Origin of the sequence: Chondromyces crocatus, assembly GCF_001189295.1 — a bacterium.
GTDB classification, from domain to species: Bacteria; Myxococcota_A; Polyangia; order Polyangiales; family Polyangiaceae; genus Chondromyces; species Chondromyces crocatus.
Genome location: NZ_CP012159.1, coordinates 10,184,688 through 10,210,399 on the forward strand (window position 1 = coordinate 10,184,688; position 25,712 = coordinate 10,210,399).

The window sequence follows — 25,712 nt, forward strand, 5'->3', positions numbered from 1 at the left end:
CCAGCCTCTCGCACGATGAGCCTCATGCGCGACGCGAGGAGAGGCGAGCCCTCAGACCCCCCCTCGATTCTCCCAGAGATCACCCGTCCCGAAGACCTCCTGCGCGAGGGACGTGCTCCCTGCGAACGGGATGCCCCCCATCGACCGCGCGCACGAAGCATCCACCGGCGCCTCGGGATCCTTCAGGAAACGCATCCACAGCGACAGCGCACACGAATCCAGCGCAGGGATCCCCTCTGGCGCATCGAGCTTCAGCCCTCGCGCCGCGGGCTCCAGCGCCACCAGCGTCTGGTGCGCCCCCTGGAAGCGGCTGGCGATCTCCTTCGCCACCTCGACCGGCACCTGCGGATCCAGCGCGCCATGAAGCATCAGCACCGGCACCTCCGTCGTCGGCGCCACCTCCGAACTCGCATCCGGCACATAGCGCGGCCACGTGTCGTAGAGCGCGCGGTGCAGCTCCCCCCGATCGGGGGACACATGCGCCGCCCGCTGGATGGCCTTCAGCTCCTCGGCTGGCGGCGGAGCCTCGGGCGCCAGCTCCGACAGCATCAAGTGCATCCCCAGCGCCGAGGACGTGCGCTGCGGCGACCCGGAAGGAGGTGAGAGACGCGCCGCCACGTCGACCGCGTGCAGGATCGCTTCCGCGTCGCCCGGCTCGCAGCGCAGCCCTCGGTACACGATGGCAGGGATCGCCGCCCGCAGCGCCTCGTGCGGCATCAGCGTGGCGAACACCTGCCGCATCCGGGCGCGACTCACCCGCCCATCGTCGAGCGGCGCACACCGCGCGGCGTCGATCCGCGCGAAGAAGGTCTCCACGGTCACCCGTGGCTGATCCCCCACCTTCGCGCGACAGACAGGGTCGTCCATGCAATGCCCGAACAGCGCATCCCCTGCCCGGTCGTGCCACGCATCGACCCAGAACGGCTGCCCTCCCCCCGCCGTCAGCAGGCCATCGAGGGTGATCGCGTCAGGCTGCTCCGGAAAGAGCTGGAGATAACGCTGAGCCCACACCGCGCCGTAGGACGTCCCGTAGACGTGGACGGCGCGCCCCGGCTCCCGGGTCGCCTCGATCAGCGCCCCCAGATCCCGCGCGGCCGCCGTCGTGTTGAAGTGCTCCAGCCGATCACCCCAGGTCGACCGCAGCGCCTCGACGCATCCTCCCCACACCTCCAGCGGGAGCGCCGCCTCGCCGAACGGCTCCCCTGGGCAGCCGAGGGGTGTCGACCGCCCCGCACCGCGGTGATCGAGCAGGAAGATCTCCAGCGCCGGGTCCATCTCCAGCAGCGCTGGCACCGCCGCCTCGAAGCTCGCCCCGGATGCACCGGGCGCCCCTGCGAGCAGCCAGAGCGATCGACGCGGCGCCTCGGCCCCGCGCACCCGCTTGACGAACAGGGTGAGCACCTCCCCGTCGGGAGCGGCCCAGTCGAGCGGCAGACCGACCAGCGCGCACGCCGCTTCCGGACCGCCTCCCCCTTGCACCGGCGCGCAGGGCTCCCAGACGATCGCCCCCTCCTCGACCGCGGTGGCGTCCCCCAGGGGCGACGCATCGGCCCCGCAGCCCCCCAGCATGGCCGCACCCAGGATCACCGCGGCCGCCCTTCCCGTGCTGCTGTGCAACCGGCTCACATGCCCTCCTCGCGCCGAGCGCGCAGGAGGACACAATGCAATCGGCCGGCCGCTCCACGACGCCCGCCCCCTCGGATCGCTCACGCCGAAGCGGCGGGGCCCTCCAGGATCTCGACGTACCCCCCGTCGCCATGCACCCGGATCCGCTGTCCGGTGCGGATTGCACGCGTCGCCCCCGGCACGCACACCACCGCCGGGATCCCGTACTCCCGCGCGACGACCGAGCCGTGGGTCATCATCCCACCCACCTCCATCACCAGCCCCGCCGCGTTGACGAACAGCGGCGTCCATCCTGGATCGGTGAACGGCGCGACCAGGATCTCGCCGCGCTCCAGCACCTCCACGGCGGGATCGAGCACCACCCGCGCCAGCCCCTCCACGATCCCCGACGACGCCGGGCTCCCCACCAGCGCACCACGAGGCGCCGACCCCTCCGCGTGCTTCGCCGTCACGATTTCCCCCTGCTCCGTCATCACCCGCGGCGGCGACAGCTCCTGGAAGCGCGCCAGCGCCTCACGACGGCTGGCCACCCGCTCTCGCAGCGGCTCCTCCGGATGCCGCAACGCGGCCTCCAGCTCGTGCAGATCGAGGAAGAACACATCGTCCGCGCGCTCCAGCCGGCCCGCCGCCACGAGCCCTGCGCCCGCCGAGAGGACGAGGTGTCGAACCGCATCCAGCGTCTTGATGAGCAGCAGCTTCGGGTGCTCCCGCGCCGCGACCAGATCCCGGTGCGTCCCGATCAACCGGCGCACGAGCGGCACCTTCACCTTCCCGAGCAACCCACGCCGCGCCGTCTCGAGGAGCCGCCCCGCAGCCATCTCCGCCTCGCGCGCAAGCCGAGCGTGGTGCGCGCGGTGGGCCCCACGCCCGCTGTCCTCCACCACCTCCGCATCGCTCATCTGCTTCGCCGTGCGCAGGTTCCCGGCGACCACCGCCAGGATCGACCCAGGTGCGTCTCGGTACCGAGGCCTGCTGAGATCGATCTCCGACGGCCCACGCGCACCGTACCTGTCGAGGAACGCGTCGAGCCCTCCCAGGAACGCCTCTCCGCCCTCCACGCCCCGCAGCGTCTCCACGGTGGCTCCCCCTTCGACGAGCCGCGCCGCCACCGCGGGGTGCTCCCGGGCCAGATCCGCCAGGTCACCGACCGCGAGATCCATCTCCGTCGTCACGTTGCCCGACAGCCCTCGGCCGAGGGCCACGAAGTCCTCCTCCGGCCCCTCGACGAGCACGCGCAACAGCCTCCCCGCTGCGATCCCGGCCAGCACCATCGGCGGCACCTTCCGGATCAGCGGGTAGATCCTCAGCGCCATCAGCGCTCGCGCGGTCCGCACCCGCTCGGCCAGTGGCGCCTCGTTCAGCAACGCGAGCCTTCCCGCCTCCGCCTCCGCCTCCAGCCACCCCGTCAGGTGGCTGATCGCCCCTGACGTCGGGCGGAAGAACATCCACCCCACCGCCGCTCCAGCGACCGGCACGATGTGCCCCAGGAACTTCCGCGTCGACACTGCAGGCCCGCTGCCCGGCGACAGCTCCGGCCGCGCCCCGGCCTCCCGCACCGCAGCCTGCACCAGCCGATCCGCCGCACCGAGCGCCGTGGTCACCGCGCGCGACACCACCCGCGACCGGAGCGCGTAGGACAGGTCCACGTAGACCCTCCCCCCCGCGTGACTCGCCCAGGGACTCTCCCGCACCTCCCCGGGCGTTCTCCCGAACGGCAGCGCCAGCTGCCACACGTGCAGCGCCATCGGCGGCATCGCGTCGGTCATCACCTGGAAGTGGTTGAACGACATGTACAGGTGCCCGAACCCGTCCTCGGGGGCCGGCGACGGCAGTGGAAACAGCGACGTGATCGGCCGCGCCTGGAGCAGGAACAGCGTCCCTTCGGCGATGGCCCACTCGATGTCCTGCGGACACCCCCGCAGCGCCTCCACCCGCGCGCCGAGCGCCGTCAGCTCCGAGAGCTCTCGCTCGTCGAGCACCCGCGCCCGCTGCTCCGCCTCGCTCAGCGTCTGCGTCTCCGTCCCCCCACCGGCGACCGACCGGATCGCCACCAGCTTCTCCCCGCACGCCACCTCCACCACCCGCCCATCCCGCCGGTCCACCGTGTACCGATCCGGCGACACGATGCCGGAGACGAGCGCCTCACCGAGCCCCCAGCCCGCCTCGATCGACATCCGCTGCCGGTGCCCGGTGATCGGGTGCGCCGTGAACAGGATCCCCGCCTTCTCCGCCTGCACCAGCCGCTGCACGATCACGCACAGCGCCACATCCCGGTGCGGGATCCCTTGCTCGATCCGGTAGAGGATCGCCCGGTCCGTGTAGAGCGACGCCCAGCACGCGCGCACCTGCGCGAGCAGCGCTTCGGGCCCCCGCACGTTGAGGTACGTGTCCTGCTGCCCTGCGAACGAGGCGTGCGGCAGATCCTCCGCGGTCGCGCTGGATCGCACCGCATACGCGTGCCCCTCGCCCACCACCGAGAACGCCTCCAGGATCGCCGAGCGCATCGCCTCGGGCATCCCCCGCCCGCTCACGTGCTCCCGCAGCGCCGCGCCCACGGTGCGCGCCGTGGCCAGCTCCCCCGCCTTCACCTCGTCCAGCCGATCGAGGAGCGCGGTGAACGCCGGATCCCCCGCGAGCGCATCGCGGAACGCGGCCGTCGTCACGCAGAACCCATCCGGCACGGGCAGCCCTGCGCTCCGCAGCGCCCCCAGGCTCCCGGCCTTCCCTCCCACCAGGGGCACCTCGGCCTCCCCGATCGACGAGAACGGCAGCACCCACGGCGACTTGCTCTCAGCTCCCATGACCCACTCCTTCCCCGCCACCTCGCGTGGCATGCCCCTCGAGAAACGTGCGCACCAGAAGCCCTGCGGCCGCGTCGAGGTCTCCCGGCCCGGACCTCTTCAGCGCCAGCGCGACCACCATCCCCACGAACAGCTCGGCCAGCAGCGCCGCGTCTTCATGGCGCAGCCGACCCCGCTGCATCTGCGCGTCGAGGTAGCTCGCGAGCGCCTCCCGACCACGGTTTCCCCCGTTGCGCAGCGGCCGCAGCAGCTCGTCTTCCTCGGGATCCGGCGAGATCAGCATCCGCACGATGTGCGGGAACGCCGCCGCGAACCCCAGCGCCCTCCGGGCGAGCGCCGTGAGCACCACCTCCGGCACCTCGTCGTTCCCGATGCCCTTCAGCAGCGCGCGCAGATCCCCTCGGGGCGACCGCTCCTCCATGAACGCCCGCAAGAGCCCCGGCCGATCTCCGAAGTGACGGTAGACCGTCATCGCCGAGACCCCCGCCTCGCCCGCGATCTCCTCCACCGTGAGCCGACCGAAGCGCTGCGTCCGGAGCCGCTCCGTCATCGCGTCCAGGATCCGCTCTCGCGCATCGGTCCGCGCCGCTTCCCCTTCATCGACCTGCCCCGCCGCGCGCAGCGCGCCCAGGATCGCCTCGTGCCCACCCACCAGCCGGTAGACGGCCGCGCGCGACAGCCCCACCCGCTCGGCCAGCCCGGCCACCGAGAACCCTTTGCTCTCCCGGATCAAGGCGGCCGCCTCCCCGAGCAAGCGCGCGCGTTCGTCCAGTGGCGTTTTCATGACGTCTGGACATCATGTTAGTTACAATTAACAACATGTCCAGCACAGGAAAGGTGCACCCCCGCGCAACGCCAACCGAGGCGCATCGCAGGCCTGCGACCGTCCGCTCCGTCAGCGCATCGGCGCGAACGCCCCCGGGTGGCCCGACGCCCGACCCCGCGTGCTCCCTCGACCCACCGACCGCCTGACGATCACCGACCGCTGACGACCGCCTGACGACGGACCACGGGCCGCCTAACGACCGCCTGGCTTCCCGCTCCCCTCGTCCTCGTCATCCCCGGGGAACTCGTCGTCGCTCGGGAACTCGTCGTCGTAGCGCCCCTCGCCCGCGTCGCCTTCTTCCGCATCGCCTTCTTCCGCATCGTCTGCGAACTCGGCGAATGCCCCCGAAGCGCCGAACTGCGCCCCGATCTTCCGCTGCATCTCGGCCAGCGCCTTCGTCGGATCTTCTGCCGAGATCAGCGCGCCCAGATCGAAGCTCGACAGGAGCTGTTGCGCCAGATCGGCCACCTCCCGCAATCCCATTCCGGCCATCCCCGCAGCCGCAAAGGGCAACGCGCTCCCCTCCCCTTCCACCTCGGCGGGGACCAGCGCCGCCATGCTCACCCAGACGCCCTGCTCCCCCACCTCGGCCACGACCGCTTCGTAGGTTTGCCCCTCCGGCTCGATGCTGTCGGGGAAGAACAAGATCCCTCGCGGATCATCGTGGATGTCGCCGACATCCTCCCCGAACTGCGCGAGCCACTCCTGCCCTGCGCCCGCATCCTCCGCGAACAGCGCGTACTCCTGGAACGTGTGGACCAGGAACGATCCATCGTCGAGCGCCTCGGCGTAGAGGCCCTCGCTCTCCTCGCTGTCCTCATCGAGATCGAGATACGGCTCGAGCACAGCAGGGTCTCTCGGACGCAGCACGGCGATGGCGTCGATGCTCATGCGCTCGTGGTAGCACGTGAACTCGGCCGCGTGGGGGCCGCTCGCACCCTCACGACCGCGACGGTCGTTCGGGCAGCCGCCGCAGGATGTCCGTGGTCTCGGCACTCTTCTTGAGCGCGGCCATGCGCTGCTCCATGTCCCGCGTCATCACCCACCTGGCCACCGGGTCGAGCAGCGGCGAAAGGATCTCGGGCCGGAGCGCGAAGTGGTACCGGAACGTCACCCGCGTCCGCGTCTCCGTGACCGGCTTGAGCACCCACGCCCCCGAGAACTGCCGGAAGATCGCCGGCCCGCGCACCATGTTCACGGCCACCTGCTCCGGTGGCCTGAGCGTGATGTACTCCACCTCCATCGACAGCCCGTTGTGCGCGCGCACCCAGACCCGCACCCCGACCGCGGCCTCTGGAGCACCGTCCTGGAACCGCATGGATCGCAGGAACGGATCCCACTCCAGCCTCAGCCCGTAGTCCTGCATGAGATCGAAGAGCGGCGCGATGGGCGCCTCGATCTCGACGGATGTCTGGATGGTGGACATGACGGCTCCCCCCCCGAAGGTCCGACGCGAACGCCAGGACGTGATCAGAACGTGAACTGCGCGCCGAGCGGCGTGACCACCCCGCGCGTGCTCTTCGTCTCCACCGCGACCCCCGCGGGGAGCAGGTGCAGCCTGGCCCGGGGCCCCTCCTCCCGGAGGCTCATCTCCATCTTCCCCGACCGATCGTGTGCGAACCACACCCAGCACAGCGCGGCCAGCGCCACCCCGCCGACGCCGACCGCGATCGACGTCACCGACGCCGCGACCCCGGACGTGTTCGACTCTGCCTCGACGTGCCCAACCCCGGCGTTCACGCCCCCGTTCACGCTCGTCGTCGTGTTCTCCGAGCCCGTGGCCAGGCTGGCGATGCCGATGCCGAGGAAGCTCCCTCCCATCAGGGAGAACACGGCCCCCAGCGGCGCGGCGATGTATTTCCCCATCGTCCCGAGCCCGTGCGTGCGGTCCACGCTCACCGTCAACACCTCGTCCCCGTGACCGGGGAGGTACGCCGGCACGACGTACGACGTATCGGACAGCTCCGCCCGATCGTACCGCTCGAGCTGCACCGTGAGCGGATTCGCTGGGTCCACCCAGTACCGACAAGGCAGCCGACACACCACGGACTCGTCCGCGCGGCGCAGCGACCACGTCTCGCTGGAGCGCGCCTCGAACTGAACGAGGACCGCGGCCTCCGTGCGGATGTTGTCGGGGGTGCGCGCCATCGGCGCGACGGCGCTCTGGCCCCCCCCGCAAGCGCCCGTCCCGAGAGCGACGAGCGCGGTGAGCAAGGCGAGCCCACCACGGGCCTTCACGACGCAGAGAGGGGTCCGGTTCTCTTGAAACATACGTTGGTTCGGTCGGCGCGCCTCGAAACGCACCGCTCGGCCGCGAGGATACATCGCATCCCCGACGCCAGAAGCCTCCACGCAGCCTTTCGTCGCCACCAGGAACGGCGTCACGCACTGCGAAACCACGGCGTCACGCCCCGCGAAACCACAGCGTCACGCACCGCGAAACCACGGCATCACGCACTGCGAAACCATGACGTCACCCCCTGCGAAACCGCGGCGTCACGCCCCTGCGAAACGACGACCGCGCCGTGAGGGAATGAACGGTGGTGGTACAGTCCCCCCGTGCTTTCCCTGACCCGCTCCTTCTTCCTCGCCGCCGCGACCGCGCTCGTCACGCTGGCCCAGCCCGACGTCGCCTCGGCCTGTAGCTGCATCCCCTCGCCCCCCGTCGAGGTCGCCCTCCAGAAGGCCTCCGCCGTCTTCGCTGGCAGGATCATCTCCGTCACCCGGCCCAAGGACGGCGGGAACGTCGTCGCGAAGTTCGCCGTCTCCCGGGCCTGGAAGGGCGTCTCTGGCAAGACCGTCGAGGTCTCCACCTCCTCCCACGGCGCGAGCTGCGGCCTCAACCTCAAGCAGGGCGAAGAGCGGCTCATCTACGCCGACACCTACGACGGCGGCCTCTGGGCGAGCATCTGCACCCGCTCTGCCCTTCTGGCCGACGCCAAGGAGGACGTCGCCCTGCTCAACAGCGGTCTGCCGACCGAAGCGCCACCGCCGCCCGTCATCCCGGCCCCTGGCGACGGCCCCCCCGAGCCGCCCGCGCCTCTCCCCGAGCCCACCGGCACGTCGACCAGCACCTTTGCCTCGCCTCCCCCCGGCGCTTCGCCAGTGCCCTCGGTCGCAGCGCCTTCGCCTGCTCCGACGGACAGCGCCCCCCCGCCCGTCCCTCCTGGCTCCGGCGGGTGTGCCTGCACCACGGCACCACCCCAGGAGAACTCCTGGGGGTGGCTCATGCCCCTCGCTGGCGCCCTCGCCCTGGTGGGCCGAGGCGCTGCCCGCCGCGGCGCGGCTGGTTCTCGCACCGCCCGCTGAACGCGCGACCGGCCTCCGAGCACGAGTCGGCGCCCTGGACTTCAGGGCGCCACGGATTTCAAGGCGCCACGTGCTGCGACGCCACGATCGCCGTCGAGGGCACCATCGGCGCAGCCGCCTTCTCCGCCGTGACCATCAGCTCGAACGCCACCAGCGGCACGCTCGCAGCGAGCAGCTCCCCGGAGCGCTCGTCCTTGTCGTAGTTCAGCGCCCCGACCCGTTGCCAGGGCCCATCACTCGGTCGCGTCCACACCACGAACGCCGTCCCGCTCTGCTCCAGACGCTCGGGCGGCGGCAGATGCGCGGCCTTGATGTTGATGCGCGTCATCGACGTCTCTTCGCTCACGTCCGCGCTCATCTTCACGTCGGCGCCCGTGGCCTGCCCACTCCCTTGCACATCGTAGTGGAGCGTCCCGCCACACCCGATCAGCGCGCTGCACGCCGCGAACGCAAAGGACATCAGGGTTCCGCACCTCTTCATGCTCGTCTTGCTCATAAGCTCTTCTGGCTCCTGCTCAGGTGCCGACCGCCGGCCGGCGCGAGTGCTTGATGCGACCTGGAATTGCAGAACGCATGCCACCCAGATCCCGCGGCATTTCAGCGGGTTTGCTACCCTCTCCGCCCTGGACCACCTGGCCTTGCGGTCTCTCGACGGCAGCAAGTGAGGCTTCGACCCCTCACCTTGCACATGGTTTCGTGGGATCGCGCACCCTTGCTTCGGCCGACGTGGCCGCCGTCCTTGCTGCACCGAGCTGCACGCCTGCGCTGAGCTGCACGGCTGCACAAAGGAAAGGGCGCAAGGGGAGTCCGCGTCTCGAACCCTCCTCGCGCCCTGATCCTCACGGTTCGGCAGCGCCGCACCTCTCGGCGCCACACCGCACGGCGTTGCCCGGAGCGCTGCTGCGTAGCCCGCCGGTCACGCCTGCGAACACACCTCGCATTCGACGCCCCCAGCGATCACCACCGCCGTGGTCTCCACCGCAGACAGATCCGCTGCCTTCTCCGCAGCCTCTGCGGCCTGCACGGCTGCGGCTTCCTCCTTCTGGCGCCGGGTCTGCGCCGCCTTCGCCCCGTGCTGCCCGTGGTAACCTACGGTCTTCTCGAAGGCCGTCATCAGCGCAGGATCCGTGCGCTTCGCCCCCTTGCGCACCGCTTCCACCACGAGGGCGATGAGGCCCTCGCGCTGGTCCTCCATGAACGCCTCTGTCTCCGCGGCCACCTCGGCCAGCTTGTCCGCGGTCCTCTTGAAGGTGCGCACCGCGTCGAGCCGCGCACTCAACGTCGCGATCTGCAGACCGAGATCCGAGGCGATCCGGAGCGTATCCGCGTGGACTGGCAAGCGCGTCGAGAGCTCCAGCGCCACCGCTTCCCAGCCCGGCTTCTGTCGTCGCAGCCCCCGAGTCCCTCGCCTCGGCAGCTCCCTCAATAATCCCCCCAGCGACTGAAAATCGAACACGAGGGGGCCCTCATACGTCTTCGTGAGAAGCGTCGTCATCGTCGTCGTTCCTTGGTTCGGTGCACTCCAGCAGGAGCGCGTGCGTAGTTATTGTGCCGCCCGCGAGACGCCCGGACGGTACAGCCACACTCAATGTGTCCGGCGAGCTCGTCTGTCAATGCGACCAGGCGCATTTCATGATTTGCGCGAGACGATTTTCACCTGACGTCGCCAGACAAGAACGCGCGCGCTCACCCACCACGAAGCACGCCCGTGACGCGACGCTGGCATACGCGATGCAATGTGCAGAAGAACGCAGGGTTCGTGCCACCCATGGCGATCTGACCGCAAGGCTGGGGACCCATGCACAATGCAAGCGGTGGACCGTGAGCAAGGCCTCCCAGGTCAGCTCGCGGTGAGCGCCATTCTTGTCACAGCGGAACCAACAATCGCTTCGGCAGTTCACGACATCGCGCCCGAAGGCCGAGGCATCTTGCTCCTGGAGACGGTCACACCGATTGGAGAGTTCCAGGAACCGATCGGGGAGTTTTGTGGACCGATTGGGGAGTTCCGCTCTCCAATCGAGGGCGACCACCCCTGAGAGAGACCACCCATGAAGGAGACCACCCTGAGAGAGACCACCCTGAGAGAGACCACCCCCTGTGATGAGGACGCGCCGAGCGGCGTGACGCTCCAGGGTCGCTCGTCGCGGAGCGGACCCAGGTCCCCATTCGGTCGCTGTCGCTGTTACCCGATCCAGAGCGCCGACAGCTCCAGCGCCACTTCCTCGAAGGGCGTCGCATGCGCGACGTCGTCACCCGAGAACACCTGCTCCAGCTCCCACAGCTTGCGTGGCCCGAGGTGGAACACTTCCAGCGTCTGTGCCAGCGGATCGACGAGCCAGATCCACGGGATGCCCGCAGCCGCGTAGAGCGGCATCTTTGCCGCCCGGTCATGCATCGCCGTCGAGGGGGAGAGAATCTCGCACACCCAGTCCGGCGGAAGCGTGAAGAACGTGGTCTCCGGGATCTCTGGCAGGCGTTCGCGGCGCCACCCACCGAGATCGGGCACGAGAAAGTCTGCGCCGAGCTGGAGCTTCGGCTCCGGCAAGAGCCACCAGCCACCTGGCCCCCCGCGGCCCCGCATGAAGGGACCGCCCAGATCGGCCAGCAAGATGCCTTCTGCCTTGGCGTGGCGGCTGCCCGGCCTGGAGAAGCTGTAAAGCACGCCTCCGATGATCTCCGCGATCATGTCCTGCGGCACCGCTTCGAGATCGGCAACAGTGGCAGAAGCAGGCCGTTTTTCCGCGGGTCCACCCATCGCCACGATGGTAGCGCGCCAGGGATGGCTCCGCGGTCAAATGACGAATGCGCCAGCCGAGCGGAGCAAGGCCAGACGACGCGCCTCCAAAGCGGGATGACCCGCAGGGATGAGCGGAAGGTCGGCTCTCGCGTTCGCGACGGCGGCCACCCAGGTCGGGAGTGATGGTGGTGGTGACGCCAGCACCAGGGCAGGTGCGCGGAGCTCAGACGACAAGGACTGGCGCCCCATCGCATGGCGCGCGTCGCGGCAGCGACAGCATCGTCATCGCTGGCGACGAGCGCCTGCAACGCTGCGATGGCGCCATCGTTGCGTGACGTGAACGCTGGTCGCTTCGTGTCGACTCGCCTTCCCGGGGAGGCAATGGCCGCTCTCTGGGCGTCGGTTTGCTTTCCCGTGACAGCGATCGCCGTTCGCGTGGCGTCGGTTTGCTTTCCCGTGACAGCGATCACCGTTCGCGTGGCGTCGATTTGCTTTCCCGTGACAGCGATCGCCGTTCGCGTGGCGTCGGTTTGCTTTCCCGTGACAGCGAACCGCGTTCGCGTGACAGGCATCCATCGTTATCCCACCTCATGCGCACATCTTCACCATCCAACGGTCCATCACGAGACAGCGAATCGCTTTCGTGTCGCGTCGATTCGCGTTCACGTGCCGTCGAACGAGTTTCCCTTGGCAGCGAACCGCGTTCACGTGCCGTCGATCCAGCTTCCTGCGTCCGTGAATCTCTCTCCTGTGACGGCGAACCTTCTTCCCGTGTCGTCGAACCGTGTTCACGTGACAGCGAATCGGCTTCCCCGTTCAGCCATTGGACCTTCCACGACACGAAGCGTCGACCTTCCCACAGGGTCCGCGTTCACTCTCCGTCGAACCGCTTTCGCGTCTCGTCGAACCGATTTCTCGTGCCGTCGAACCGCTTTCGCGTCTCGTCGAACCGATTTCTCGTGCCGTCGAACCGCTTTCGCGTCTCGTCGAACCGATTTCTCGTGCCGTCGAACCGCTTTCGCGTCTCGTCGAACCGATTTCTCGTGCCGTCGAACTGCCTTTCCGTCTCGTCGGACCGCTTTCCCCTGCCAGCAAGTCGCCTTTGCGTCGCGGCGTAGCCCTTTCTGAGGATCGCGAAGGCCATTCCAGGGGGAAAGAGGTGGCTTTCATCCCGAGCCTCCTCCTCAGCCGAGCACGAGAATCCGCTTCAGCCGCGAAGAGACCGCATCACCTCGGTCGAGACGGAAAGAGAAGCCACGGGAACGAGCCACCCCCGAGCAGGCAGTGCCGGCCTGAAGGCGACCAGTCCCCTCCTCCACAGCGAGGACGCCCGCCCCCCTTCAGGGCGTCTCGACGAACGCTTTGAGGCGGCCGAGCGCCGCGTCCCATTCCCGGGAGATCTCGTCGAGGGCGCGCTGGGCGGCGAGCATGCGCCCGGGATCGAGTTCCCAGATGCTCTCGCGCCCGCGCCGGATGCTGCGCACCAGGCCGGCGCCTTCGAGCACGCGCAGGTGCTTGCTCACGCCTTGCCGGGTGATGCCTGCGCCCTCGGCGAGCCGGGTGACCGACGTGGGACCGCCGCTGCACAGGCGCCGGACGAGCGAGAGGCGGTGCTCGTCGCCGAGCGCTGCGAACACGGGGACCGCCTCTCGGTCGACGGCAGCGCTACCCGCCAGCATGGGCGAGGTACCTGGCGATGAGCTGCGTCTGGATCGCCCAGCCGCCCTCGTTGTCGGCGAAGGCCTTGGCGCGGCGTTCGAGCGGGATCTCGTCGAATCCCGACTCGCTGACCGTGAGGAGCGTACCGCCGTCGGCGTCCTCCAGCTCGAACACCACGAGGGTCGTCGGCGCGGTCCCGTAGTCCTGCTTCTCGACGGTGTACGGGTGCCAGCGGAACGAGAACAGCCGCATGGGCTCCATCTGCTCGATGTAGAGTTCGAAGGGCGCCCCATCGAAGGCCTTCTGCTTCTCGGCGACCTCGGGGTCGACCTGGGTCGGCACGATGCGCGCTCCGAGCGTCGTGTGGGGGGCGAACTCGCCGTCGACCTGCATGCCGAACCAGGTCCCGAACTCGGCCGACCGGCTGATCGCACGCCAGACGCGCTCGCGCGGCGCCCGCAGGTGAACCTTCTTTTCGATGCGATCCGTGGGTGATGTCATCACGCAACCTCCTGGTTGCGTTTCTAGGACAGAACCCCGAGATACGCAACCAGGCGGTTGCTGTTTTCTTGGCGACCGCTCACGGCCACTGGAGGCCGGCTGCTGGTCGCCAAAAGCCGGGGATTAGGATGCGAGGCACGTCTCACCGCGCACCATTTCCCCGCCGGAGACAAGACAACGCGTCCATGTCGACATCCACCCCGCGCGCTCAGCGTGCCTTCCGCTCTTCATCAGCACTCTCGTCACCCTCTCGACGACGCCATCCCTTTCCGTCAGCGCTGCTCTTCCTCATCGCTGTGCTCGTCGTCGGCGCGTGCAGCGACGCTGGCTCTCCGCTCCTCTGGTCCAGCGCCTCCCAGGCCCTCTGGGATGCCTCCCCGATCCCGCCGATCCCTCCGCTCCTGTGCCTCGGCCCCGACGACGGTTCCTCCCCCATCCCGCCTGACCTCGCGCAGGGACCCACTGCTGCGGCGGGGACCCTGCCAGGGAGCTTCTCGGTCACGAGCACGGGCGAGGCGACGTACACGATCCCGGTTCCCACCCTGCCAGGCCGCGCCGGCATCGAGCCTTCGCTGGCGATCACCTACGACAGCGCGCAGGGCGAAGGACTGCTCGGCATCGGCTTCCACTTGCAGGGCCTCTCGTCGGTCGAGCGATGTCCGAGGAATGTGGCGCAGGATGGTCACATCGTGCCGGTCCGGGATGCCGAGGACGACGCCTTGTGCCTCGATGGGCAGCGGCTCGTCCCCGTGGACCCGCAGCCAGGGCGCGTGGCGCGGGAGTACCGCACGTTCCCGGACAGCTTCACGCGGGTCGAGGCCGACTTTGCGGAGAGCGAAGGCTGGCCGGCGACGCGTGGGCCGAAGCGGCTGCGTGCATATGGCAAGGCGGGGCTGATCTACGAATACGGTGGAGAATCGTCGGGCCGGGTGCTGGCGCAGGAGGAGGTGGTGCGGTCGTGGCTGCTGACGCGGCTCAGCGACCGGGATGGCAACACGATGGAGGTGGTCTATCGGAATGACCTCCACGCGAAGGGCTACACGGTCGAGCACGCGCCGCAGCGGATCACGTACACCGGGCATCCGACCCTGCCGGCGTCGCGCACGGTGGAGTTCACGTATGGGCCCCTGGAGGCGGCGGATGTGCGCGTGCTCTACGCCCGTGGGATGGAGCTGCGCCGCTCGCTGAGCCTGCGCTCGATCCAGATGTTCGGGCCGGGGCAGGTGCTCGCGAGGGAGCTGCGCTTGTCGTACGGGCATGGGCCGGCGACGGGTCGCTTGCGGCTGGAAGCCGTCCGGGAGTGCGGGGGAGACGGGACGTGCAAGCCACCGACACGCTTCACCTGGCACACGGCTGGAGCGGCTGGCTACAGGCAGCAGCAGACGCCCGTGGAGGTGCCACTGTCGGAACGCGGGACGCTGATGACGATCGACGTCAGCGGCGATGGCCTCGACGACCTGGTGATGTCCGACATGGTGGTGGAGGCCGGCACGGAAGAGCCGATCACCCGCTGGTCCGTCGCGCTCAACCGAAGCCAGGAGCTGATGCATGCGTTCTTCGAGGCGGCCGTCACTGGACAGGAGCAGCCGCATTTCATCGACGGGGAGCCACCGTACCAGCCGGAGCAGGGGACGCCGCTCGACTACGATCACGATGGCCGGATGGACCTGTTCCTGCACGATGTGTACGGGCAGGCGCTGACGTGGGAGGTGCTGCTGTCGAAGGGCGATGGGAGGTTCACGCGGCGGGATACGGGGGTGCCGCGACCGTTCACGATGGGCATGACGCCGGCGGGATTGCGCAGCCCGGATGCGTCGACGCACCTGGTGGATGTCGACGGCGATGGGATGGTGGATCTGCTCCAGTGCCACAGGAGCGCGCACGAGCAGCTCTGGTATCTGCATCGCTGGACGGCGGTGGCGGAAGGCTTCGAGCCGCATGGGGATCGGGTGCATGCGCTGAGTTCCTATCCGTGCCACGCCGAGCTGCACGCGGTCGATGTCGACGCGGATGGGCGGGTGGACCTGGTGATGCAGGAGCTGGTCCTCGTCGGGAGCCAGGTGCGGGCGGGGTCGCAGTACGTCGCGTTCTCGTACGAGCTGTCCGATGGATCGTGGACGCGCGCGCTGACGAAGCTGCGGCTGACGCCACCGGGTGACCGGGTGTTCTTCCTCGACGTCAATGGCGATGGGCTACCCGATGCGGTGCAGAGCAACCGGGACGATGAGCAGCTGTACACGTCGATGAACACGGGCGCGGGCTTCGCGGCGCCGGTACCGAGCCTGGCGACACCGACGCTCGGGGCTGCGAGGTTCGTTCGTTTCGCGTCGGTGCTCGATCACAACGCCGATGGGCGGCAAGACCTGCTGCTCGCCATGAGCGATGGGGGCTCGGAGTCGCTGCCCGCGTGGAAGGTGCTCCAGGCGACGGGGGAGGTCGGGCCGGGGACGTTCGAGATCGTCCATCCCGGGCTACCGATGGGCATCGTGCTCCAGCAGGACGAGCTGCCCACGCCCGACCATCCGCTCACGCCGCGGGTCACCGATGTGAATGGGGATGGGGCGCAGGACCTGCTCTATGCGTTCAACAACCGGGTCCATGTGTTCGAGAACGTCCTCGGTCAGGAGGACCTGCTCGCGGCCGTGACGGATGGCATGAACGCGCACGATCCGGAGGACGCCGAGTACTTGCCCAACGTGCAGATCCGGTACGACCACCTGATCGATCGTGCGCGCACGACGGCCGGCTTCGAGGACACGCCCGGAATCCCGTCAGCCGAGCAACGCACCTACCGGCCTCTGGAGCACAGCGATGAGGAGCCGTGCCGCTATCCGGTGCGATGCGTGGTCGGGCATCGCAGGGTGGTGAGCGGCTATGTGCTCAACAATGGCGCGGATCGGCCGCGCACCTTCCAGGTGGCCTACCGCAATGGCCGTCATCACCGCCTGGGCCGAGGATTTCTGGGGTTCGGGACGAGGATCGTGCGTGACCTCGACACCGGCGCGGGGACGGCAGAGGTCTACGACAACGTCACGTTCGATGGGGCGTTCCAGGCCTTCCCTTTCCGAGGGCAGGTGCAGCGTTCATGGAGGTGGAGTCCGAGCTTGCCGCTGGACGCGCACAGCGCAGAGCCGGTCTCGGTCGAGCTGCTGACCACCCGCAGTTACCCGGTGGTGATCCCCACGCAGGCGGGGACCTACTTCACGCTCTCGCTGCTGGAGGGCAAGAGCCGTCATCAAGGCACGTTCTCGCCGGGGAGTGAAAAGACGCTCGAAGAAGCCGTGCGCGCTCTGGAGGGAGATCTCGCCTCGCGGATGAGCGACACGCTGCGCACCGTCAGCGACTTCGACCTCTACGGGAACATCCTCGCCGAGCAAACGCAGACGGAGGGCGTCGACCTCGAACTCTCGGTGACCCGCACCTTCGACAACGACCCGCTCTCCTGGCGCCTAGGCGAGCTGACGCGAGAGACGACGTGCAGCAAAGCGGGCGGCGAAACGCAATGCCGGGTGATGCACCGGAGCTATGACGGGCGCGGCCATGTCCGCCTGGAGCGCGTCGGAGGAGAGCCCTTCGACGCCGAGATGCAGCTGGATGTCTGGTTCTCGCGGGATGCGCTGGGCAACATCCACAGCACCCGCTCGCGCGACGGGACGGGGCAGGTGCGCGCGAGCTGCACCAGCTACGACGCGCTGGGCTTGATGCCTTATGCCCACCGCAACCTGGAGGGCCACCAGAGCTATACGCGCTACGACCCGGCCCTGGGCGTGCTGCGGGCGTCGGTGGATCCCAACGGCCTGGTGAGCCGCTGGGCCTACGATGGCTTCGGGCGGGTGACGCTGGAGAGCCTTCCCGGGCGCATGCCTACGGCCATCCGGCGGACGTGGACGAAGGATGGAGGAGCGGCTGGCAACGCCTGGAATTTGAAGCTCCGCACCGCCTCGGTGGGGGGCCAGGACGAGACCGTGCAGTTCGATGGGCTCGGGCGGGAGGTGCGCTGGTGGTGGCAAGCGCTCGACGTGGGGGCAGAGCAAGCGCCGCGGATGATGCAGGAGGTCGGCTTCGATGCACGGGGCGAGCACCTCGCCTGGCGCTCGCTGCCGATCGCGGAGCCCGCGCCACCAGGCTCGGTGCAGGTGCGAGAGACGTGGCAATACGACGGGATGGGGCGGGTGCTCCGGCACGTCACGCCGTGGGGAGCGGCGACGACGCACGAGTACATCGGGCGGGACGAGGTCATCACCGCGCCTGGGCAAGCGGTCACCCGCATCGCCACCGATCCGCTCGGGAGGCCCACGGCAGTGGGTGCTCCCGAAGGTGGCGTCAGCCGGTACACCTACGGTCCCTTCGGGGGGCTGCGCGAGGTGACCACGCCCGCTGGTGCCGTGACGCTGACCGAGCGGGATGCGTTTGGCCGCGTGCGACGGCAGGTGAGCCCGGACCGGGGAGTCTCTACTGCGCACTACGACGGTTACGGGCAGAAGATCTCATCGCTCGACGCGGCAGGACGCGCGGTCACGACCCGCTACGACACGCTGGGTCGGATTTTCAGGCAGGTCGACGAAGACGGCGTCACCGAGTTCCGTTGGGATGACGCGCAGCATGGAGTGGGTCAGCTCGCGCTGGTGGTCAGCCCCGATGGGCATCGGCTGCGCTACGGCTTCGACCACCTCGGGCGACCAGCGACGACGACGCTGGAGATCGGAGGGGAAAGCTTCACCAGCCGGCTGTCTTATGATCTGAGCGGCCGGCTCGAGCGGATCGAGTACCCGAGCGCGCCGGGGATCGGCAGCTTCGCCGTCGAGCGGGAGTACGATCCTCACGGGCGGCTGCGGGCGCTGAAGGATGCGGGGTCGGGGGCGGAGTTCTGGCGAGCCACCGCGATCGATGCGGGGAATCGCATCACGGGGGAGCGCTTCGGTGGGGGGACCGCCACCACGCTCCGCACGTTCGACGCGGCACAGGAGCGGGTGAGTCGGATCGAGACGCAGACGGCAGGGGGGCCCGTCCAGCAGCTCTCCTACCTCTGGAACGATCGTCGCAAGCTCGTCGAGCGCTCCGATGGCCTCCACGCCAACGTCGAGCGCTTTCGTTACGACCTGCTGGACCAGCTGACGTGCGCGCAGTTCGGTCTGATCAATGCTGCCCTCTGCCAGCGACCGTTCACCTACGGACCCGACGGCAACCTGCTCCAGAAGCCCGGCGTCGGTGCCTACGAGTACGACCCCGCGCAGCCCCACGCCGTCATTCGGGCGGGGAGCGCGTTCTACGGCTACGACGCCGTCGGCAACCAGACGTCGCGACCCGGCGCGACCATCGCCTACACCGCGTTCGACCTACCGAAGCGAATCGCGCTCACCAGCGGCGACACCGTCGACTTCGCGTACGACGGCCTCCAGCAGCGGGTGCTCAAGACCACGGCGACGCAGGAGATCGCCTCCTTCGGCGAGGTGTACGAGCGCGTGACCGATGTCGTCACGGGAGCCGTCGAGCATCGCTACCACGTGCGCAACGACGAGCGCGTCGTCACGCTGGTGCGGCGCTCGATCGCGCAAGGCACGCGCACGCTGCATGTCCATGTCGACCACCTCGGGTCGATTGACGTGCTCACCGACGGTGTGACCGGCAGCGTCGCCGAGCGCCGCAGCTACGATGCCTTCGGCGCACCGCGCCATCCCGACTGGGGTTCGGGTCAGCCTCCGTCACCCCACGAGCTGTCGTCGCTTGGCTTCACCGGGCACGAGGCCGATCTCGACCTCGGCCTCGTGAACATGAAGGGCCGCATCTACGACCCCAAGCTCGGACGGTTCCTGACGCCGGATCCGCTCGTACCGCGGCCCCTCTTCGGGCAGAGCTGGAACGGCTATTCTTACGTGCTCAACAGCCCGCTGTCGCTGATCGATCCCAGTGGGTTTCAGGAGCAGCCACCTGCGACAGAGGACGGATGCTCGCAGGGCTGCACCATCTGGGTGTTCGGTCCCCCGCGCGAGCCGAAGCCGCCCGCGCCGCCCAAGGTCGTCGAGGGCAACCTGGAGGAGGCCGCGGGTGCTGGTTCGACCCAGGCGCCGGTCGATGTCGGGACCTCCGGGGTCCGTAGCGGATGGAGTCCGCAGCTCCCGGCCACGTTGCAGACCTTGGGCCGTGGTGACGCCATCGCCAGGCGCATCATGGACGGCGTCCGCATCGGGATGGCCAGGATGCTGCTGGAGTCCGCAAAGCTCGGCATCCTGGGCGGCACCAGCCGCGTCTACGTCGCCTACACCAACCTCACCGCCGCCTGGAATGGCTACAAAGAGAGCGGGCTCCCCGGCGCTCTCGACGCCGTCAATCCCGCCAGCCAGATGGTCCAAGCCGGCGTGGAGGCCTACGAGGCTGCCGCCGCAGAGGACTGGGAGGCCGCCGGCGCCAGCTTGTTCAAGGCCGGGTCGATCGGGATGTCGATCCTGGCGACGGCTGTTGGGGTCGGGGGCGCCATCTCCGCAACCGTCGGGTCAACGGCGGGGGCGGCAGGAAGGGCGGCGGCTGGGACTGCTGGGGGGGTAGCGAAACGGCCGGGGAGTTTTCGTAAAGGCACCGTTCAAGGAGCGTGGGACTCTGCTGCTGAAGGACCGATGGGCGGACGGCTCTGCCCTACCTGTGGCAAAGAGGTTAAAGTCGCACCAGGAAAGGGCACACGCGAAGCACCGAGGGACTGGGACGTGGATCACCAACCTCCATGGAGCACGCGCGAGCAGGTCGGCAAGGCACGCAAGGGGGTCCTCGACGACTACAACAATGGTACGCGCCTAGAATGCCCCTCATGCAATCGGAGTCGCGGAGCGAGGCCTGCAGAATGACACGCACCATCGACCAGCACATGGAGCGCTACCTTGGTCCGATAGCCCGAGGCTGGGGAAGTCGCGTTGGGGAGTCGGCCGACGTTCAGGTGTGCCTGTTCGAAGAATGCCCTATTCCAGGAACCGTGACGTATGCAACGCTTGGACTGAGCCGTCACGTTTTGAAGATGCCACAAGGGCGCGAGGTCCGTCAGGAACTCCTCCTATCTGTTTCGCTTCGCTTCGCTGACGAAAATCGTGCAAGACTGCTGGCGCACATTGCCGACAACCTGGTCCACGACCATCAGGCATTGCTTCGAGGCGAGGTGTTTCACCTCGGGTTTGCCGTCGCGCCTGGCTCCCCTTGCACTGGACTCTATATTGCGCTGCCAGTGGTATTCCCCGACGCATTGGCAACATACCCCGAGACACAACCACCAACCGTTTTCCCTTGGCTTATTCCTGTTCACCGGAATGAGGCAGCGCTCGTTGCAAGACTCGGGTGGGATGCGTTTGAAGATCGCCTCGAACACGCAGATCCGGATCTATTCGACCTCACCCGGCCATCTATCGCATAGCAAGAAGCGGGTGCGCCGTAACATGTGCGACATTGCAGCTTGAGGGGTAGCGCTCCTTCCTTCACGTACCGGCGTACCGTATTGCAATCCATATTCACGGCTTCGGCGAGCTATACGAGCGCGTGGTCACACCGGGGCGGCGTTCGGCCGCGCAAGGCACGCGCGCGCGCTGCATGTGCACGTCGACCACCTCGGATCCATCGATGTGCTCACCGACGGTGTGACCGGGAGCGTCGCGGAGCAGCGCAGCTACGACGCCTTCGGCGCGCTACGCCACCCCGATTGGGGCTCGGGGCAGCAGGCGTCACCCCACGAGCTGTCCTCGCTGGGATTCACCGGGCACGAGGCCGATCTCGACCTCGACCTCGGCCTCGTGAACATGAAGGGGAGGATCTACGACCCGAAGCTCGGCCGGTTCCTCACGCCGGATCCACTCGTGCCTCGAGCTCTCTTCGGGCAGAGCTGGAACGCGTACTCCTACGTGCTCAACAGTCCGCTGTCGCTGGTCGATCCGAGTGGGTTTCAGGAGCAGCCACCTGCGACAGAGAACGGATGCTCGCAGGGCTGCACCATCTGGGTGTTCGGTCCCCCGCGCGAGCCGAAGCCGCCCGCGCCGCCCAAGGTCGTCGAGGGCAATCTGGAGGAGGCCGCTGGTGCTGGTTCGACCCAGGCGCCGGTCGACGTCGATACCTTTGGGGTCCGTAGCGGATGGAGTCCGCAGCTCCCGGCCACGTTGCAGACCTTGGGCCGCGGTGACGCCATCGCTCGGCGCATCATGGATGGCGTCCGCATCGGCATGGCCAGGATGCTGCTGGAGTCCGCCAAGCTCGGCATTCTGGGTGGCCCCAGCCGCGTCTACGTCGCCTACACCACCCTCACCGCCGCCTGGAATGGCTACAAGGAGAGCGGGCTGCCCGGCGCCCTTGATGCCGTCAATCCCGCCAGCCAGATGGTCGAAGCTGGCGTGGAGGCCTCTGAGGCTGCCGCCGCGGAGGACTGGGAGGCCGCTGGCGCCAGCTCGTTCAAGGCGGGGTCGATCGGCATGTCCATCCTGACGACGGCTGCTGGCGTCGGCGGTGCCATCACCGCCACCGTCGGGTCGACGGCAGGCAGGTGCCGCGGGGAGGGCAGATGCGAGGGCCGTCCGGCACTGTCCGATGCCGCGCATGCTCGCGCTCGATGGGGTACCCATGGGCGGCATGGAGCACGCATCACGCAAGGCGACGGATCGGTCGGACGAGTCCGTGGCCTCACGCGCCCGGCCTCGGGCCAGCAAGCTGTTCCCCATGCTGTCGGTCAGCGACCTGAGGCGCTCGCTGGCGTTCTACGGCGGGCTGCTCGGTGGCGTGGAGAGCTACCGTTTCCCCGAGGAGGGTGAACCCGCGTTCGTGGTGCTCACGCTCGGTGCTTCGGAGATCGGTCTGGGGGCGATGACGGCGACGACCGGCATCCACGGGGAGCCCCTTCGTCCAGCCAGCGGCCACCGCATCGAGCTGTGCGTCGACGTCGACGAGGTCGATGCCACCGTTCACGAGGCGCGCGCGGCTGGCTTCGAGGTCGTCGTCGCGCCGGTCGATCAGCCGTGGGGAGAAAGGATCGCGTACCTCCGCGATCCGGACGGGAACCTGGTCATGCTGACGAGCTGACCCGGGGTCGGCGACACACGCCGCGGGCGCTCACGGCAGGCCGGCGTGGCCCGCGCGCTCACCGAGGGAGCTTCGCCACGAAGATGGAGAAGCCATACCCACCGAGGCCGGTCGCGATGCGCCCGCTACCGAAGTCCACCTCGCCTCCGAAGAAGCCGACCATCACCGGGTGGGTCGTGCCGGACATGACCATGTCTTCCACCATCACGCAGGCGATGGCCTTGTCATTGACGAAAGCGTCTCCCCAGCGCGCCTTGCCAGCGGCATCGAGCCGGTAGGCGAAGCCCGTGTGACAGTCTCGCCCGGCGACCCTGACGCCACCGAGGTCCATGGCGTTGTCGAACGTCCCCGCCAGGGCGATCTCGTCGCCCACGGCGGCGATGGCAAGTCCTCCTGAATGATCCCCATCTCCGAAGCGCTCGGCCCAGAGGGGTTCGCCCGAGGGATCGAGCTTCGCGATGAACCCCTCGTGGTCGGTGTTGCCCGGGTCCACCGGGGGGTCCGCGTAGGCCTCCAGGGTCAGCCCAGCGACATCGAGGGAGTCATTGAACAATGCCGTCACGAGCACGTTGCCCTCGGCGTCGGTGGCGATGCGGTTGGAGCGCCCGTAGCTCAACGCGCCCTGGAAGGGCTGGCGCCAGACGATCTCGCCGTTCGCATCGAGCTTCATGACCTCGTAGGTCTGGCTCGTGTAGAGCGACAGGAGGGCTGCTCCCGTCGCGTCGATCGTGAGGCCGTCGCCGAAGGTGCCATCGGCCAGGAGCCGGCTCCACTGGTGGTTTCCCTCGGCGTCGAACTGCGCGGCGAAGGCTGCATAGGAGGAGGCCGTCAGAGGGCCACCACCGAGGTCGAGCGTTCCCCTCAGGGTGCTGACGAGCATGATCTCGCCGCTCTCCTTCAGCGCGAGCGCCGAGATCCCGTACCCCGCCGGCCCGAAGGCGTTGCTCCAGAGATGGTCACCGTTTCCGTCGAGCTTCAGGGTGAAGACGTCGTATTCGTTGGGGTGCGTGAGCGTTCCTCCTCCGAAGTCCGTCGCGCCCTGGAGCATGCCGGCGATGACCAGGTTGCCCGCAGCATCGAACCGGACGTCGATGGGAAGGGCTTGCGGGAAGACGTGGCTCCAGACGATGGTTCCCTTCGAATCGAACTTCACCACGAAGCCCTGCTCCTGGTTGAAGCTCGAGAGCTTCGTGCCACCGAAGTCGATCTCACCCGCCGCGAACCCGACGAGCGCGATGTTGCCGGCCTGGTCGACGGCCACCTTCAGCCTCGAGTCGAACTCATCGCGGAGGACCGAGCCGTAAGGCGCGCTCCAGGGCGTCGCATCGGGCGTAGGGGGAGGTCGATCCTCTTCGCCCTCGTCGGTGGGGTTCGTGTCGTCACCGCCGCAGGCAACCAGGAAGGTGAGAACGAGGGGGGCAAACCAGGAGAGGGAGCGGGGCATGATCAAGGTTCCATGATCGAGGCAGCAAGCGCTCCGCGCCAGAGGTCTCACGGGGTGCTCTCGAAGCGAAGAATTACGCTCTACCTGACGGTGCCTCGTGGCGTGCTTGCCCGAGAGACGGGCGACGGGACGACGTCATGCAACGATCGGGCGCCAGGGGCACCGAAGGAGGCGCAGGCGCACCAGCGAAGCGCTCGGCACACACCGGAGGACTTCGGCGCGGCGCGGCAGGGCCCGAGGGCGCTCCCGTCCATCAGGTCACACGCGCCAGGAGAGCGCGTCCCATGCTCACCGAGGGAGCTTGGCGATGAAGATGGACCACCCGAACCCAGCGAGACCGGTCGAGATGCGGCCGGCGCCGAAGTCGACGTCCCCTCCAAAGAAGCCGACCATCACCGGGTTGGTCGTGCCCGACATGACCATGTCCTCCACCACCAAGCAGGTGAGGGCATTGTTGTTGATGTAAGCATTTCCCCAGCGCGCCTTGCCCGTGGCGTCGAGCCGGTAAGCGAAGCCCGTGCTGCAGTCAGCGCCGGGCGCCCTGCGACCGCCGAGGTCCAGGACGTGGTTGAACGTCCCGGCGAGGGCGATCTCGTCGCCGACGGCAGCAACAGCCATTCCTCGCGCGAAGTTGCCATCACCGAAGCGCTCGGCCCAGAGCGGGACCCCCGAAGGATCGAGCTTCGCAATGAACCCCTCGTAGTCGCGGGCTCCGGATTCCAGGGGTGGGTTCGCATGGGCCTGCAGCCGCAGATCACCGAGACGTAGCGTGTCCGTGAACATCCCCGTCACGAGCACGTTGCCCTCGGCGTCGCAGGCGACGCGGTTGGAGCGGGTATCGCCCGAAGCGCCGTCGAACTCCCTGATCCAGAGGGTGTCGCCCCCCGCGTCGAGCTTCAGGAGCATATGGCCGAGCGACACCAGCACATGCCCCGTCCTGTCGACCGTGAGGCCGTCGACGTAAAATCCATTCGGTAGGCGCCGGCTCCACGCGTGCTCCCCGTCCGCGCTGAACTGCGCGAGGATGGCTTGCTCGGCGCTGGCCGGGAGGGGGCCACCGCCGACGTCGGCCGTGCCCGTCATGGTGGCCGCGAGGAGGATCTCGCCGCCGTCTTTCACCGTCAGGGCGGCGCTGGGATATTCGTCGCTGGGGCCGAAGCGCTGGCTCCAGAGGTGCTTGCCATCCCCGTCGAGCTTGACGAGGAAGAGGCGCGCTTCGTCGGCAGGAGCGAGGGACCCTCCTCCGAAATCCGTCTGCCCCAGGAGCGCGCCCGCCACGATCACGCTGCCAGCGCCGTCGAAGGCGACGTCGTAGGGGCGCGTCTCGGTGAGCACGTGACTCCAGACGAGCTCCCCCTTCGGATCGAATTTCACCACGAACCCAGCCAGCTGCGGTGAGCTGGCGAGCTTGGTGCCACCGAAGTCGATCTCGCCAGCGGCGAACCCGGCGAGGGCCACGTTGCCGCTCCCGTCGACGGCCACCTTCAACCTCGGCACCCGCAGCTCGTTCTCGATCGAGCCGTACACGACGCTCCAGGGCGTCGCGTCGGGCGCCGCCGGGGGCGGGTCGACCTCGATGCGGCCGTCGTCCGCGTCGCCGCCGCAGGCGACCAGGAAGGTCAGGGCGAGGGGGGCGAGCCAGCGAAGGCCGCTGGGCACGCCAGGGACATCAGGGCCATGGCGACGTCGGCCTGGCGCGGGAAGAAGCCTCCCGGCGGTCTCTCGAAGCGCAACATCACGGTCATCCCTGATCTCCTTTCCCTTCGGCTG

General features: G+C 68.6%; 19 protein-coding genes. 5 read left to right on the forward strand and 14 right to left on the reverse strand.

Annotation, left to right across the window (positions count from 1 at the left end; translation table 11 throughout):
• Nucleotides 1-51: 51 nt before the first annotated feature.
• The 6 genes from CMC5_RS36850 to CMC5_RS36875 form a co-directional block, all read right to left on the reverse strand.
• The gene (locus CMC5_RS36850) at nt 52-1,626 is read right to left on the reverse strand and encodes an alpha/beta fold hydrolase (RefSeq protein WP_156339137.1); all 1,575 of its coding nucleotides are present in this window, start codon (nt 1,624-1,626) and stop codon (nt 52-54) included.
• 80 nt (nt 1,627-1,706) lie between these two features.
• Complete coding sequence (locus tag CMC5_RS36855; RefSeq protein ID WP_063796729.1) at nt 1,707-4,427, reverse strand: phosphoenolpyruvate synthase; 2,721 nt, start codon at nt 4,425-4,427, stop codon at nt 1,707-1,709.
• Complete coding sequence (locus CMC5_RS36860) at nt 4,417-5,211, reverse strand: TetR/AcrR family transcriptional regulator (RefSeq protein ID WP_050434784.1); 795 nt, start codon at nt 5,209-5,211, stop codon at nt 4,417-4,419. Before CMC5_RS36860 ends, CMC5_RS36855 begins: the two co-directional genes overlap by 11 nt.
• 234 nt (nt 5,212-5,445) lie before the next feature.
• Nucleotides 5,446-6,144: a hypothetical protein gene (locus tag CMC5_RS36865; RefSeq protein ID WP_050434785.1), complete on the reverse strand. Its 699-nt coding sequence runs from the start codon at nt 6,142-6,144 to the stop codon at nt 5,446-5,448.
• A 49-nt stretch (nt 6,145-6,193) separates the two neighbouring features.
• Nucleotides 6,194-6,679, reverse strand: coding sequence for a type II toxin-antitoxin system RatA family toxin (locus CMC5_RS36870; RefSeq protein ID WP_050434786.1), 486 nt, complete (start codon nt 6,677-6,679; stop codon nt 6,194-6,196).
• Nucleotides 6,680-6,723: 44 nt separating this feature from the next.
• Nucleotides 6,724-7,524, reverse strand: coding sequence for a hypothetical protein (locus tag CMC5_RS36875; protein ID WP_050434787.1), 801 nt, complete (start codon nt 7,522-7,524; stop codon nt 6,724-6,726).
• 288 nt (nt 7,525-7,812) lie between these two features.
• On the opposite strand from CMC5_RS36875, the gene CMC5_RS36880 reads away from it, so the two are divergent.
• Complete coding sequence (locus CMC5_RS36880; RefSeq protein ID WP_050434788.1) at nt 7,813-8,562, forward strand: hypothetical protein; 750 nt, start codon at nt 7,813-7,815, stop codon at nt 8,560-8,562.
• A 58-nt stretch (nt 8,563-8,620) separates the two neighbouring features.
• Here CMC5_RS36880 and CMC5_RS36885 read toward each other — a convergent pair whose 3' ends face one another.
• From CMC5_RS36885 to CMC5_RS36910, 6 genes are all read right to left on the reverse strand, one after another.
• Nucleotides 8,621-9,022, reverse strand: a complete 402-nt coding sequence (locus CMC5_RS36885) for a hypothetical protein (protein WP_156339138.1) — start codon at nt 9,020-9,022, stop codon at nt 8,621-8,623.
• A 456-nt stretch (nt 9,023-9,478) separates the two neighbouring features.
• Nucleotides 9,479-10,057 carry a hypothetical protein gene (locus CMC5_RS36890; RefSeq protein WP_050434790.1) on the reverse strand — a complete coding sequence of 193 codons (579 nt, stop codon included), beginning with the start codon at nt 10,055-10,057 and terminating at the stop codon, nt 9,479-9,481.
• A 687-nt stretch (nt 10,058-10,744) separates the two neighbouring features.
• On the reverse strand, nt 10,745-11,317 hold the full coding sequence (locus CMC5_RS36895) for a Uma2 family endonuclease (RefSeq protein WP_050434791.1): 573 nt from the start codon (nt 11,315-11,317) through the stop codon (nt 10,745-10,747).
• An 853-nt stretch (nt 11,318-12,170) separates the two neighbouring features.
• Nucleotides 12,171-12,443 carry a hypothetical protein gene (locus CMC5_RS36900; RefSeq protein WP_050434792.1) on the reverse strand — a complete coding sequence of 91 codons (273 nt, stop codon included), beginning with the start codon at nt 12,441-12,443 and terminating at the stop codon, nt 12,171-12,173.
• A gap of 196 nt (nt 12,444-12,639) precedes the next feature.
• A complete protein-coding gene (locus tag CMC5_RS36905) occupies nt 12,640-12,978 on the reverse strand; it encodes an ArsR/SmtB family transcription factor (RefSeq protein ID WP_050434793.1) in 339 nt (112 codons plus the stop codon).
• The gene (locus CMC5_RS36910; RefSeq protein ID WP_050434794.1) at nt 12,965-13,459 is read right to left on the reverse strand and encodes an SRPBCC family protein; all 495 of its coding nucleotides are present in this window, start codon (nt 13,457-13,459) and stop codon (nt 12,965-12,967) included. The genes CMC5_RS36905 and CMC5_RS36910 overlap by 14 nt, the downstream gene beginning before the upstream one ends.
• Nucleotides 13,460-13,644: 185 nt before the next feature.
• On the opposite strand from CMC5_RS36910, the gene CMC5_RS36915 reads away from it, so the two are divergent.
• The 4 genes from CMC5_RS36915 to CMC5_RS36925 all read left to right on the forward strand — a co-directional run bounded on the left by CMC5_RS36915 (nt 13,645) and on the right by CMC5_RS36925 (nt 22,498).
• The gene (locus CMC5_RS36915) at nt 13,645-20,295 is read left to right on the forward strand and encodes an RHS repeat-associated core domain-containing protein (protein WP_169796770.1); all 6,651 of its coding nucleotides are present in this window, start codon (nt 13,645-13,647) and stop codon (nt 20,293-20,295) included.
• Complete coding sequence (locus CMC5_RS43600) at nt 20,292-20,852, forward strand: suppressor of fused domain protein (protein WP_169796771.1); 561 nt, start codon at nt 20,292-20,294, stop codon at nt 20,850-20,852. Before CMC5_RS36915 ends, CMC5_RS43600 begins: the two co-directional genes overlap by 4 nt.
• Nucleotides 20,853-21,027: 175 nt before the next feature.
• Entirely contained in the window at nt 21,028-22,230 is a 1,203-nt protein-coding gene (locus CMC5_RS36920) for an RHS repeat domain-containing protein (protein ID WP_050434796.1), read from the forward strand.
• Entirely contained in the window at nt 22,199-22,498 is a 300-nt protein-coding gene (locus CMC5_RS36925; protein WP_245678063.1) for a VOC family protein, read from the forward strand. Before CMC5_RS36920 ends, CMC5_RS36925 begins: the two co-directional genes overlap by 32 nt.
• Nucleotides 22,499-22,556: 58 nt before the next feature.
• On the opposite strand, the gene CMC5_RS36930 is transcribed toward CMC5_RS36925, so the two are convergent.
• Together CMC5_RS36930 and CMC5_RS36935 are read right to left on the reverse strand one after the other, a co-directional pair.
• Nucleotides 22,557-23,942, reverse strand: a complete 1,386-nt coding sequence (locus CMC5_RS36930) for a hypothetical protein (RefSeq protein WP_050434797.1) — start codon at nt 23,940-23,942, stop codon at nt 22,557-22,559.
• Between the two features lie 288 nt (nt 23,943-24,230).
• Nucleotides 24,231-25,601, reverse strand: a complete 1,371-nt coding sequence (locus CMC5_RS36935; protein ID WP_050434798.1) for an NHL repeat-containing protein — start codon at nt 25,599-25,601, stop codon at nt 24,231-24,233.
• Nucleotides 25,602-25,712 lie beyond the last annotated feature (111 nt).

What these genes read in the sequence shown, in the direction of transcription:
- CMC5_RS36855 (WP_063796729.1), bottom strand. Translation starts at nt 4,427, where the DNA reads ATGGGAGCTGAGAGCAAGTCGCCGTGGGTGCTGCCGTTCTCGTCGATC.
- CMC5_RS36905 (WP_050434793.1), bottom strand. Translation starts at nt 12,978, where the DNA reads ATGCTGGCGGGTAGCGCTGCCGTCGACCGAGAGGCGGTCCCCGTGTTC.
- CMC5_RS36885 (WP_156339138.1), bottom strand. Translation starts at nt 9,022, where the DNA reads ATGTCCTTTGCGTTCGCGGCGTGCAGCGCGCTGATCGGGTGTGGCGGG.
- CMC5_RS36900 (WP_050434792.1), bottom strand. Translation starts at nt 12,443, where the DNA reads ATGGCCTTCGCGATCCTCAGAAAGGGCTACGCCGCGACGCAAAGGCGA.
- CMC5_RS43600 (WP_169796771.1), top strand. Translation starts at nt 20,292, where the DNA reads ATGACACGCACCATCGACCAGCACATGGAGCGCTACCTTGGTCCGATA.
- CMC5_RS36910 (WP_050434794.1), bottom strand. Translation starts at nt 13,459, where the DNA reads ATGACATCACCCACGGATCGCATCGAAAAGAAGGTTCACCTGCGGGCG.
- CMC5_RS36890 (WP_050434790.1), bottom strand. Translation starts at nt 10,057, where the DNA reads ATGACGACGCTTCTCACGAAGACGTATGAGGGCCCCCTCGTGTTCGAT.
- CMC5_RS36915 (WP_169796770.1), top strand. Translation starts at nt 13,645, where the DNA reads ATGTCGACATCCACCCCGCGCGCTCAGCGTGCCTTCCGCTCTTCATCA.
- CMC5_RS36930 (WP_050434797.1), bottom strand. Translation starts at nt 23,942, where the DNA reads ATGCCCCGCTCCCTCTCCTGGTTTGCCCCCCTCGTTCTCACCTTCCTG.
- CMC5_RS36860 (WP_050434784.1), bottom strand. Translation starts at nt 5,211, where the DNA reads ATGAAAACGCCACTGGACGAACGCGCGCGCTTGCTCGGGGAGGCGGCC.
- CMC5_RS36875 (WP_050434787.1), bottom strand. Translation starts at nt 7,524, where the DNA reads ATGTTTCAAGAGAACCGGACCCCTCTCTGCGTCGTGAAGGCCCGTGGT.
- CMC5_RS36895 (WP_050434791.1), bottom strand. Translation starts at nt 11,317, where the DNA reads ATGGGTGGACCCGCGGAAAAACGGCCTGCTTCTGCCACTGTTGCCGAT.
- CMC5_RS36865 (WP_050434785.1), bottom strand. Translation starts at nt 6,144, where the DNA reads ATGAGCATCGACGCCATCGCCGTGCTGCGTCCGAGAGACCCTGCTGTG.
- CMC5_RS36870 (WP_050434786.1), bottom strand. Translation starts at nt 6,679, where the DNA reads ATGTCCACCATCCAGACATCCGTCGAGATCGAGGCGCCCATCGCGCCG.